Origin of the sequence: Pseudomonas sp. 34 E 7 (assembly GCF_900005715.1) — a bacterium.
Taxonomy (GTDB): domain Bacteria; phylum Pseudomonadota; class Gammaproteobacteria; order Pseudomonadales; family Pseudomonadaceae; genus Aquipseudomonas; species Aquipseudomonas orientalis_A.
In genome coordinates, this window is the sequence record NZ_CVTX01000013.1 from 20,409 (window position 1) to 32,051 (window position 11,643).

8 protein-coding genes and 2 riboswitches are annotated in these 11,643 nt (G+C 61.3%); of the genes, 3 read left to right on the forward strand and 5 right to left on the reverse strand.

Annotated features, from left to right (window positions below; translation table 11 throughout):
- Positions 1–68: 68 nt before the first annotated feature.
- Positions 69–4,487 (reverse strand): SET domain-containing protein-lysine N-methyltransferase, encoded by a 4,419-nt coding sequence (locus BFP96_RS00425; protein ID WP_065935370.1) that lies wholly within the window; start codon positions 4,485–4,487, stop codon positions 69–71.
- A 199-nt stretch (positions 4,488–4,686) separates the two neighbouring features.
- Here BFP96_RS00425 and nfuA point away from each other — a divergent pair, with 199 nt between their 5' ends.
- Positions 4,687–5,271: a Fe-S biogenesis protein NfuA gene (nfuA, locus tag BFP96_RS00430; protein ID WP_003190728.1), complete on the forward strand. Its 585-nt coding sequence runs from the start codon at positions 4,687–4,689 to the stop codon at positions 5,269–5,271.
- 255 nt (positions 5,272–5,526) lie between these two features.
- Here nfuA and cobM read toward each other — a convergent pair whose 3' ends face one another.
- The 4 genes from cobM to BFP96_RS00450 form a co-directional block, all read right to left on the reverse strand.
- On the reverse strand, positions 5,527–6,273 hold the full coding sequence (cobM, locus tag BFP96_RS00435) for a precorrin-4 C(11)-methyltransferase (protein ID WP_065935371.1): 747 nt from the start codon (positions 6,271–6,273) through the stop codon (positions 5,527–5,529).
- 70 nt (positions 6,274–6,343) lie between these two features.
- Entirely contained in the window at positions 6,344–6,736 is a 393-nt protein-coding gene (locus BFP96_RS00440; RefSeq protein ID WP_065895384.1) for a cobalamin biosynthesis protein, read from the reverse strand.
- Complete coding sequence (locus BFP96_RS00445) at positions 6,733–7,437, reverse strand: CbtA family protein (protein WP_065935372.1); 705 nt, start codon at positions 7,435–7,437, stop codon at positions 6,733–6,735. The genes BFP96_RS00440 and BFP96_RS00445 overlap by 4 nt, the downstream gene beginning before the upstream one ends.
- Positions 7,438–7,448: 11 nt before the next feature.
- Positions 7,449–7,637, reverse strand: coding sequence for a CbtB domain-containing protein (locus tag BFP96_RS00450; RefSeq protein WP_065898335.1), 189 nt, complete (start codon positions 7,635–7,637; stop codon positions 7,449–7,451).
- A gap of 96 nt (positions 7,638–7,733) precedes the next feature.
- Positions 7,734–7,951: riboswitch (cobalamin riboswitch) on the reverse strand.
- 42 nt (positions 7,952–7,993) lie between these two features.
- A riboswitch (cobalamin riboswitch) is annotated at positions 7,994–8,194 on the forward strand.
- Between the two features lie 92 nt (positions 8,195–8,286).
- On the opposite strand from BFP96_RS00450, the gene cobW reads away from it, so the two are divergent.
- Together cobW and cobN are read left to right on the forward strand one after the other, a co-directional pair.
- A complete protein-coding gene (gene cobW / locus BFP96_RS00455) occupies positions 8,287–9,348 on the forward strand; it encodes a cobalamin biosynthesis protein CobW (protein WP_065898334.1) in 1,062 nt (353 codons plus the stop codon).
- A gap of 2 nt (positions 9,349–9,350) precedes the next feature.
- Positions 9,351–11,643 (forward strand): cobaltochelatase subunit CobN (gene cobN, locus BFP96_RS00460; RefSeq protein WP_065935373.1); only part of this gene is annotated, 2,293 nt, incomplete at its 3' end.

Genomic DNA, 11,643 nt, shown 5'->3' on the forward strand with positions numbered 1-11,643 from the left:
GTGATGCGGTGAACAATCCCGCTGGGCCTGCCGGAGTGACCTGCTGTACGGGCAAGGGGGGGACGGTCTCAGGGCTTTATGTACTTCCAGTAATCTTTCCCATAGTCCATCAGCAACTCCGTCCCGGCAGGAATATCCCTCCACGCGAGCAGGAACACCATGTACTTTCCTACATGCAAGGAACCCACGTTCTCGATACCGACGTTGGGGATGCCCGGTACATTGACCGCGTTAACCAGGCTAAGGATATTGCTGTTGCCGTGACCGCTGATAAACGCGCCGTTGGTGTTTGTCCTGAATAGATAAGTACCGACGGCCTCTTTACTTTTTTCCATTATCTCGGCATCCATCGACGCCTTATTCAAGTGCAACTTGCCGGTGTAGGGGCCGAGGACGTCGAAGCGTTTGATATCGGTCCTGGCGACCACCGACAGACCCCGTTCCGGGCCCTCACCGAGCTTCTTGACCTCAAGCAATCGATCCAGCGTGCGATGGTGACTGCCTTCCCTGGCGATCCAGTCGCGAATGCTTTTGGTTGCAGCGCTCTTGACCTCCATATGTTGGTGGCCCATGAACTCATCAAAAAAATGATTGGCATCGGTGATCTTGATTTTCTCAGGTGCGCCTTCGAGCTCCCGGGTCAGGCTGTGCCGGACATCGTTCGGGTCCTGAAGGATCGGCGCGTTATTGTTGATTCTGTGATCGTAGGAAGCGGTGATAGACGTGGATCGGCGCCGTAAGGGGGGCGTATCGTTTTCCAGGCGCGGCCGCTTCGAACCGCCCGGCCGGGGCTCGGGCGGGGCTGGGCGTTTCCTGGCGATCTGCTCGTCGACGATGTCTCCTGAGCCGAAAACCCGCATTTCTCTTCCCGCACGGGTCAGGCTGCCGTTGTCGTTGACATAGGTGCGCCAGATCAACGGGTTGAGATCGTTTGCTTCAACAAAGGTGGCCATGGAAGAGCTTGAATTATTGGAGTTGTAGAGGGTGTGCCACGCTTGCAGATGGGTGTGGTTCACCGGGGTGAACTGCCCGCCGCTGGCATGCCGGGCGAGTACCTTTCCGGCTGCCCGATAGCTGCCATCCAGGTTTACATACTCTGCAAAGGCCCTCGGGTCCAGGTTGTGGTCGGCGGCGAATCCCTCCAGGGTGAGCGTGTTGCGGTTTTTCTGGGAGGTCGTGCGCCAACTCTCCAGATGATCAAAGGTGACATCCGTGCGCGCGGTGCCTGCTCGGTCCAGCATCGTGCGCCCACGACTCGTCAGGTTGTCGCCGGTATGTACAAACTGCCTGAATGCGTCGGGGTGCAGGTTGTAGGTCCTCACAAAGTCATCCATGGTTTTTTTCAGGGCATTTTCACTGGTTTGCGTCCATTTCGTCAGGATCAGGGGCGTGACGAAGTCGGGCTTTTCCGGAGCGCCACCCCTGACTTTTATCTGGCTCGAATACCAGTGTCCCGGCTCCACGGACGATAGCGTGATCGACAAGTCCCGGTTTTTCCTGGGGTTGACCAGCACCACGGAAAAACTGTTGTCGGCGCCAGCGGCGGTCTCCTGGATAAAACCGTAGGAGTTGTCCCGCACCTGATACACCGAGATCGTGCCTCTGTCATCGATATTGCAGATGAACCGTTGGTTGTACTCCGCACGGAAAAAGATCCCGCGGGAATCGGGCTTGAGCCCGGCAATCCAGTGAGGGTCCACGGCGTACTTGCGGATCAGCGGGCTTGTGTTGCTGATAACCGTGACCGGCTCGCGAAAGCGTGGCCCGAAAACACGGTTGGAGCCGGCGTCAATCAGCCGATAGTCCGGTGCTTCCAGGCTGCCGACATTGCGCATGGGGATGTTGGGGAAACCGTCCACCGTAAACAAGCGGTCGCCGGCCTGGCCCGGTGACCAGATGCGCGGGTCGACGGAGATCATGTGGCGGGCTGCGACACTCCCGTCGCGCAACTGCGCGAGCCCCTTGCTGGCCTGGCGCAGGGCTGCCGTGCCGAGTTTGATCAGGGCGAATCGCCCCAGCTTCAATACCGCGGCCACGGCAGCCAGGGGGTTGAGTTCCTGCAACGTGGCGGTGATCAGCTTTCTGGTCAGCGCGGTGAAGTGCGGCAACGCAAGGCGGATACCGGCCTTGCCTGCCTGGACCACTACGCGCGTGCAGCCGGCAATGTACTTGCCGATGGGCACACCGAACGACACGATATCGGTAAAAAGGCCGAGCCCACCTGACTCGATACGTTGAGGATCGCCTGAGGCCAGGTCGTCGATGGAGCCCCAGAACGGCACGAACATTTTTCCCCAGTAAGAAATGTCTTCAAGAAAGTCACGGCCGATATCCATGGTCCGTGAGGCTTTACGTGTTTTCTCCAGCAGGGTCTTTTCATCGCAAAAGAACAACTCACGCGCGATCATCTCAGCCAGTGCCTCAATCCTGGGGGATTGGCGGAAATTGGCGGCCCGTGACAGGGGGTGTGCAGGGGGCAGCGGCGGTGGGGCTTGTGACACTTGCTCATCCTGGGATGCGATGAGCGCCGGCATCACCTGCCCGACTTGCTCGACGATCAGGGTGGCTGTCTGGTCGGGCTCAGGCTTCACGGCGTCTTTATAAGCTTTCCAGTCGAATGGCAGTTCGGTACCTTTTCTGAAGCTGCCTCGACTTGAGCGGGTGGCCCCGCCAACACGTTCGACTTTTACCTCGCCGCCCACCAACAGCGTTTTGAGGTCTTCGCGCACGCGAACAATGCCGGCGTTCGGAAATACCTCGATGTAGCGCAGGGTGTACGGATGGTCAGCCCTCGCCAGACGCAGGATAAACCCCGAGCGCCCGCGAACGGCGTCAGTGTTGTGCTTGTTTTCATGCTCGACCTGGACGTCATGCAGCGGTTGGCGTAACGAATACACCGTGATCTCGTCACGGTCGCTATTGCCCGGCCATAACGGCGCAAACTGCGCCAGCAAGCCTGTTATCAGGGTTTTGTAGGCCGCTCTTGGGGTTCGCAGGTAGTCATTGAAAGCCTGGTCATACTCAGTGTCCGAGTTGAAACGAAAACGACTGGGTGGTTGCAGTACGAGGTTTTGCGTCGCCGTCACCGTCTCGCTTTCATGCTGCTCCAGGGCAGCCAATGCATGTTCGATATCTTTGCTGGAGTGGCCGTTCCGGCTTACGGGCAGCAGGCCAGTGTTTACTGCCCAACTGAGCGTCGGTTGGATTTTTGCCGCAACCACCAGCGTTTGTTGTGCTGGTTCGTCGGCATACACACGAAGGAACTCACCTGGCAGATTGAGCAGTTGCTCGAACGTCATATGCCTTGATGAGCCCGGGGCGACCGACTCGGCCAGGATAAATCCGCTTTTGAAGTTGACCCATGCGCTGGAGGTGCCGTAAGGCAATTCATCTGGAATGCCCTCGACCCATACTTCACTGGGAATATTGGCCTTGAGCACGCAGACGGCCAGGCGCGCCGTCGAGGCATTGAGGCGTAATGAGCGCTCATACTCCTTGTTCAGCGACTGACGAATGAACCCATAGTTGATCGCCGGGGGGATGAACGCTTTGAGTTCGTTGTCGTTGAGTGAATGGGCGTCTGGCGTGATCGTCAGCCAGAGTGCGCGCCAGAGCAGTTTGACCATGACGGCTTGCAGGCACGCTTGGCCATCGCTGGCGCCATACCAGTCCAGGGCCACGGCGATGGATTGGCCCAATGCCAGGTTTTCGGGGGTATTGAGGATCTGTTCCAGGAGTACGGTGGGGGTGGTGTCGAGTGCTGCTTGTTGCGCAGGGGTCAACCGCTGGGGGACGACTTGTGCGAACAACGACTGGGCCTTGTCGCGCTCGAGGTCGCGCACGACTTGTTTGATGATTCTGTCATCCTCAGGCCCTAGCAAGTGTTCCAGGTCGCTGACATGGCCATCGTGACCTAGTTGGCAAAGCGCCCGATATTCCTGCAGGTAATATTGCACAGCTTTCCAGTGGGCCAGGGTCGCTGGGGCGGAGGGTATGATTGCGTAATAGGCCAATACCAGATCAAGGCGCACTGAGCCGTCGCTTTTGACGCCGTTGCCGACTTTGCGGTAGACGTCCAGCAGGATGTCTATCTGGTTGGCCCAGTAGAGCGGCGCTTTGCGCAACACAACCGGATGACCGCCAATGTCGAACACCTCCGCCGGGTCAGGGATAGGTGATTTCGACGTACTGAGCAGGTCGGACAGAAAGTCGTAAGGGAAATCGCCGAGCGGAGAGTGGTTGGGCGAGGGTTTTGCACTGAGGAACGCCTTGAAGTCGTCATCTTCTTCCAGGATTTTAAGCACGCGAACAGCGGCTTTGCATTCACGGCCCAGTGCCGAGTCTGCTGGAGGGCAGTAGTAAGACTTCAGCGCGCTCTCAAGTGTCGGGCCCTGGATCAGGCTCGCCAGATGGTCCAGCAGGTGATCGAGGTCCGACAGGCGCGCAGGTGGGCTCTTGGACATGAGTCGGGAAAGTGTGGGCTTCATTAAAACCTCGCGAGTGAGCAATTAAGATCGCGATGTCATGCTAGAGAGATGTGCATTCTCGCAAGTGCTACATAGATAGGTATTGCTGAAGGACTCAGCAGGACGCGGCCCCCGGGATGCTTTTCCGACAAAAACACTCGGACTTTGTACCTGCGTAATAATTTGGCGTAAACTGCCGGCAAGCCTGTGAGGAGTTTCCATGACTGCCATAACCATTACCGACGCCGCCCACGATTACCTGGCTGACCTGCTGTCCAAGCAGAACACCCCGGGTATCGGTATCCGCGTCTTTATTACCCAGCCTGGTACCCAGTACGCCGAGACGTGCATTGCCTACTGCAAGCCTGGGGAAGAGAAGCCTGAAGACACCGCATTGGGGCTCAAGAGCTTCACCGCGTACATCGATGCCTTCAGTGAAGCCTTCCTTGACGATGCCGTGGTCGACTACGCCACTGATCGTATGGGTGGCCAATTGACCATCAAGGCGCCCAATGCCAAGGTGCCGAACGTCAACGCTGACAGCCCGGTCAATGAGCGTATCAACTACTACCTGCAAACCGAGATCAACCCGGGGCTGGCCAGCCACGGCGGCCAGGTGAGCCTGATCGATGTGGTGGATGACGGTATCGCCGTATTGAAGTTCGGCGGCGGTTGCCAAGGCTGCGGCCAGGCGGACGTGACCCTGCGTGAAGGCATCGAGCGCACCCTGCTCGAGCGCATTCCCGAGCTCAAGGGTGTACGTGACGTGACCGACCATACGCAGAAAGAAAACGCCTACTACTGAGTAAGGTGTTCACTGCGACGAAAAAACGGCGCCCCGTGAGCGCCGTTTTTTTATGCTTAAAAAAGGATTAAGTGTGGGAGGGGGCTTGCCCAATATTGTAGGAGCGAGCTTGCTCGCGAAAAACTCACAGGCGCCGCGTTGATTCAGGAAGCGCGCGTTATCGTTGAGGTTTTTCGCGAGCAAGCTCGCTCCTACAGTTTTATTGGATTTATTGATTTAAATCAGCGGATTGATTGGGTTTTGTAAAGTGGAAACTCAAGGTCGGTACAGGTGCGCATGCCCCGCCCGATACAGTGACGACTCGCTGAACGTGTCACTGGCCAGCACTCGACCCACCACAATCAATGCGGTACGCCGAAACCCCTTGGCCGCGACTTTTTCGGCGATATCCGCCAATGTTCCCACCGCCCAATCCTGATCCGGCCAGGTCGCGCGGTGCACCACGGCGATCGGGCAGTCGGCGCCATAGTGCGGCAGCAGCTCCGCGACGATCTTCTCCAGGTGGTTGACCCCCAGGTGAATCGCCATGGTCGTGCCGTGGCGGGCCAGGCTGTCGAAGTCCTCGCCGGCGGGCATGCTGGTTTTATCGGCATAGCGGGTCAGGATCACGCTCTGGGCGATGTCCGGCAGGGTCAGCTCGGTTTCCAGCAGCGCCGCGCAGGCCGCCACTGCGGTGACACCGGGAATGATCTGGAAGGGGATCCCCAGCTCACGCAAATGGCGAATCTGCTCGCCAATCGCCCCATACAGGCTTGGGTCGCCGGAGTGCACGCGTGCCACATCCTGGCCTTGCGCATGGGCGGCCTTGATCAAGTCGATGATCTGTTCCAGGTGCAGCTCGGCGCTGTTGACCACCTGGTGTGCCTGATGACCCTCGAGCACCGCCGCAGGCACCAGCGAGCCGGCGTAGATGATCACCGGGCAACTGCGGATCAGCCGCTGGCCCTTGACGGTAATCAGTTCCGGGTCGCCGGGGCCGGCACCGATGAAGTAGACGGTCATGGGGAATTCCTGTTGTAAAACGGGCGAGCATGAAGATTGCTCATGATCGAGAGCGGCAATTATCGGGATTTTAACCGGCGCAGGCTAATGCAAAGGTAGCCTGGGCGGTTTTCCTGCGGGTAATCAGCAGGCGGGCCGGGCCGTGGGCGAGTTGCTCGGCCAGGGCCAGCGCGGCGCTTTCGGCGATGCCGTAACAGCCGCTATGGCTGAACGCGACGGCTGATTTGTGGCTCAGCCGATGTTCATAGCCCGCCAGCTCTTCGGCGCTGAAACACTGCAACGGCAGGTTCAGCAACCGGGCCAGGGCCAACAACCCTGGCTCAGCCTGTTTGCGATCAATGCTCGCCAGCGCGGTAATGCGTTGGCGTTCAATGCCACTCTCGGCGAGGGCGCTATCAAGGAGCTCCAGCAGGGTGCGCACGTCACAGCCGCGCTGGCAACCCAGGCCGACGACGAGGGTCATGCCGCGTAGTGTTCATCGCGGTTACGGCGAAACAGCCAGGCACTGATCAAGCCAAGGGCCAGCCAGAACGCCACATTGGTCAACTGCGATGCGATCTTGAACTGGGCTTCGAGGGCCTCCGGGGCCAGCATGGCGTGGACTTCCGGCTGCGGAGCGCCGATCACGTGAGGCACGGCAAGGATCGCCACACCCAGCACTTTGAGCACCCAGCCGCGACCGAACACCAGCAAGGCAATGCCGGCAGCGGTAGACGCAGCGGTGCCGATCCACCAGATCTGTCGTTGCGCCAGATCAGCGGCGGCGGTGCCCGGCAGCTCGGGCGGCAGGCCCAGGGTCGGCGCGAGTACGAAGGTGGCATAACCGGCCAGGCCCCACAGCAGCCCTTGAGCTGTGCGGGTGGGTGCGCGCAGGGTGTACAGGCCGGCGAGCATCAGCGCAAACCCGACCGCCACGACCAGGTTGCCACCGGTGGTCGACAGCACGCGCTGCCAGCCATCTTCCGGTTCCCAGGCTTCGGCGTCGTGGGTGTGGGCAGCAGCGCCTACGGCATGTTCATGGGGCACTTCGGCCACGGCTGGAGCCTTTTCAAAAGTCTCCGCCTGCAAAATCAATGGCGCGACCCACAGGCTTTGCAGCAGGGTCAGCAGCAGGGCGGCCAACAAGCCGGTGAAGCCTGCGGTTTGGGCAATACGCTTGATCATGTCGGCAGGTCTCAGTGGCACGGGAACGCGGCGCTGTGGCGGGTATCGTGGGCCGCGTTGTGCACGGCCTCGATATGGGAGAAGCCGGCGAAATACACCAGGCACGCGCCGAGGATCGACGCACCGATAGCGGCGGTCAGGCGTTGGCTCAAGGTGGCAGTGCTGCTGGCTGCGGGCGAAGTGCTGCTGATGATCGACATGGCGCGTCCCTTTCAGGTGTCAGGGTGAAACGAGCGCATGCAAACCCCACGCGCCAGGCACGCAGGGTTTCGAACAGCGCCCGCCCACCGCGGGTTTGTTATCTGATTTTTTCGGGCCGGTCTCCGGGCTTGCGAGGGGCGCTCTTGAACAAAGAGTGGGCCTTATCAAGCATCTCCTTCCCATGCATACGCACAGTGGATTTGACGCTTCGCTCGCTTACCGTTGCGGGGGCAGCACCGGACTTGCCATGGGTCTATGGCGCACCGGTTTCCCGTTTCACCCTGTGAAGGGCACCCGAAACAAGATGAGTAGGAGAGCATGGGCCGGGGACGGTAGTCAAATGCCGCGAGCCCCTGTAGCCTTGCACCCTCGAGGTTCTTCGGCTGCGGCCGAAGCTAAGAAGGGAACGCGGTTCAAGCCGCGGCTGCCCCCGCAACTGTGAAGGGTTCAGTTGACTGCCATGCCACTGCCGAGACGGCGGGAAGGCGCAGTCAGCATGGGTCGCAAGACCTGCACGCCCCAAGCCAGGAGACCTGCCTCGTCACTGATTTTTCAATTCAACCGGGCGGGGTGATCCGGTGACGAAATCCGCTGCTGCGCGTCGCCGCAGGGCCTGTCGTCCCGTATGCCCGCCCCAAAGGGCATCCGATGAAAACACTGGCCAAACTCCCCGTCACCATCGTTACCGGCTTTCTCGGCTCGGGCAAAACCACCTTGCTGCGCCATATGCTCGACAACGCCCAGGGCCGTCGCATTGCCGTGATCGTCAACGAGTTCGGCGAGCTGGGCATTGACGGTGAAATCCTCAAGCAGTGCTCCATCGGATGCACCGAAGAAGAAGCCAACGGCCGCGTCTACGAGCTGGCCAACGGCTGCCTGTGCTGCACCGTGCAGGAAGAGTTCTTCCCGGTGATGCGTGAGCTGGTCGCCCGTCGCGCCGACCTTGACCACATTCTCATCGAAACCTCGGGCCTGGCCCTGCCAAAACCGCTGGTACAGGCTTTCCAGTGGCCGGAAATCCGCAGCGCCTGCACCGTCGACGCGGTGATCACCGTGGTCGACAGCCCGGCCGTGGCCGCCGGCACCTTCGCCGCGTTCCCCGACCAGGTCGATGCCCAGCGCAAGCTCGACCCGAACCTGGACCACGAGTCGCCGTTGCACGAGCTGTTCGCCGACCAATTGGCCAGTGCCGACCTGGTGATCCTCAACAAAGCCGACCTGATAAGCGCCGAAGACCTGGCCCGCGTGCGCCTGGAAGTGGCTGAAGAGCTGCCGCCGGCGGTGAAGATCATCGAAGCCAGCAGCGGTCGCGTGCCGTTGGACGTGCTGATTGGCCTGGGCGCCGGCTCCGAGGAGCACATCGACGCGCGCCACAGCCATCATGATCAGCACCACGACGGTGAGGACGACCACGATCACGATGCCTTCGACTCCATTTCCATCGACCTGCCGCAAGCCGATGAAGCCCTGTTGCTCAACGCCTTGACCCAATTGGTGGTGCAGCACGGCATCCTGCGCGTCAAAGGTTTCGCTGCGATCCCGAACAAGCCGATGCGCCTGCTGATCCAGGGCGTGGGCACGCGCTTCGACAAGCACTTCGACCGTGCCTGGGGCCTGGAAGAAGCACGCACCACGCGCCTGGTGCTGATTGGCCAGGAACTGGATGCCGTGGGCCTTGAAGCGCAACTGCGCGCCGCCCTCAGCGTTTAACCATGCACCTGCTCAGGACCCAACCCGGTGGCTTCGTCGCGGACGACAATATCGCCGACCTTGGCCAAACCCCCGCCGAGCTGGTGATCCTGTGCAGCGGCGATTCCAGCCTGGCGCTGCTCGCCGAAGCGGCGCAGCAACTGCCCGAGGATTACCCCAGCCTGCGCCTGGCCAACCCGATGCAGGTGCAGAACCACGCCTCGGTCGACTTGTACGTCGATGAGGTGTTGCGCCACGCCAAGGTCATCCTGATTTCCCTGCACGGCGGCATCGGTTATTGGCGCTACGGCATCGAGCGCCTGGTGGAACTGGCCGGACGCGGCGTCACGCTGATCCTGGTGCCGGGGGACGATCGTCCGGACCCGGAACTCAGCGGCCTGAGCACCGTCGCCGCCGAACAGCGCGAGCGTCTGTGGCACTTTCTGCGCCAGGGTGGCCTGGGCAATGCGCTGGACTTTTATCGCTGCCTGGCCAGTGCCCATCTGGGCCGCGACTATGCCTGGGCCGAACCGCAAACCTTGCCGCGTACGGCGATCTATCACCCGCACACCGCCAATGCCCGCCTCAATGACTGGCAGGCGCAGTGGCACGCCGACTTCCCCGTGGCTGCGGTGCTGTTCTACCGCTCGCACTTGCAGGCGGCCAATACCGGGTTTATCGATGTGTTCTGCCAGCGCTTGCAGGCCGCGGGCCTGAACCCGTTGCCCATCGCAGTGGCCAGTTTGAAAGAGCCCGGTTGCCTCACGGTGGTCGAGGACCTGTTGGACGACATGCAAGCCGCAGTGATACTCAACACCACAGGCTTTGCCCAATCCAGCCCGGAAGCACCGCACCTGCGCCCGTTTCGGCGCAATATCCCGGTGATCCAGGCGATCTGCGCCCAGGATAACCAACCCGGCTGGGAGGCCAGCGCACAGGGGCTCGGCCCCCGCGACCTGGCGATGCACATTGCCTTGCCGGAGCTGGACGGGCGCATCATCAGCCGGCCGATCAGCTTCAAGGACCTGGCATGGCGCAGTGAGCGCAGCCAGTCGGACGTGGTGTGCTACCGCGCCGCGCCCGAGCGCATGGATTTTGTCGCCGAACTGGCGCGCCGCTGGGTCGAGCTGGCGCGGCTGCCGAATGCGCACAAGCGTGTGGCGCTGATCCTGGCCAATTATCCAACCCGCGACGGCCGTATCGGCAATGGCGTGGGCCTGGATACGCCGGCGGCAGCGCTGAACATCCTGCGCGCGTTGCAAGCCGAAGGGTACCCGGTGCCGTCCACCTTGCCGGACAGCGGCACCGCTTTGATCCACGCCTTGCTGGGCGGCGTCACCAACGACCTGGACAGCCTGGACCTGCGCCCGTGCCATCAAAGCCTGGGCCTGGACGACTATGACGCAATGTTCCAGCGCCTGCCCGAGGCCAATCGTCAAGCGGTGCTCAAGCGCTGGGGCGCGCCGCATCAGGACCCGATGTGCCGCGACGGCCGTCTGATGATCGCCGGCCTGCGCCTGGACCAGACCTTCGTCGGCATTCAACCGGCGCGCGGTTATCAGGTTGATCAGAGCGCGGTGTATCACGACCCTGACCTGGTCCCGCCCCACGGCTACCTGGCGTTCTACTTCTGGCTGCGCCAGACCTACGGCGCCCATGCGCTGATTCATGTGGGCAAGCACGGCAACCTCGAATGGCTGCCGGGCAAGGGCGTGGGCCTGTCGGAAAACTGCTGGCCGGACGTGCTGCTCGGCCCGCTGCCGAATATCTACCCGTTTATCGTCAATGACCCGGGCGAGGGCGCCCAGGCCAAGCGGCGCACCCAGGCGGTGATCATCGACCACCTGATGCCGCCCCTGACCCGCGCCGAAACCTACGGCCCGCTACGCGACCTGGAATTGCTGGCCGACGAATATTACGAAGCGCAGTTGCTCGACCCGCGACGCGCGTTGGAATTGCAGAAAGACATCCTCAAGCTGGTGCGCGAAACCCGTATCGACCAGGAACTTGAGCTGGACGGCGAGGCCGATGCCGACATCTGGTTACCGCGCCTGGACACCTACTTGTGTGATCTGAAGGAATCACAGATCCGCGACGGCCTGCATATCTTTGGCGAGTCGCCGGCGGGGCGCTTGCGTATCGATACCTTGCTGGCCTTGCTGCGCATTCCCCGTGGCGATGGCCGTGGCGCGCAATCGAGCTTGTTGCGCGTATTGGCCAAGGCGTTCGAGCTGGGTTTCGATCCGCTGGACTGCGCACTCGCAGAACCGTGGACCGGGCGGCAGCCCGAGGTGTTGCGCAAGCTCGACGCACAGC

Bases quoted from the DNA above. Each gene is read 5' to 3' on its own strand.
- nfuA (WP_003190728.1), top strand. From the start codon at position 4,687: ATGACTGCCATAACCATTACCGACGCCGCCCACGATTACCTGGCTGAC.
- BFP96_RS00440 (WP_065895384.1), bottom strand. From the start codon at position 6,736: ATGACCCTCGTCGTCGGCCTGGGTTGCCAGCGCGGCTGTGACGTGCGC.
- cobW (WP_065898334.1), top strand. From the start codon at position 8,287: ATGAAAACACTGGCCAAACTCCCCGTCACCATCGTTACCGGCTTTCTC.
- BFP96_RS00450 (WP_065898335.1), bottom strand. From the start codon at position 7,637: ATGTCGATCATCAGCAGCACTTCGCCCGCAGCCAGCAGCACTGCCACC.
- BFP96_RS00445 (WP_065935372.1), bottom strand. From the start codon at position 7,437: ATGATCAAGCGTATTGCCCAAACCGCAGGCTTCACCGGCTTGTTGGCC.
- BFP96_RS00425 (WP_065935370.1), bottom strand. From the start codon at position 4,487: ATGAAGCCCACACTTTCCCGACTCATGTCCAAGAGCCCACCTGCGCGC.
- cobM (WP_065935371.1), bottom strand. From the start codon at position 6,273: ATGACCGTCTACTTCATCGGTGCCGGCCCCGGCGACCCGGAACTGATT.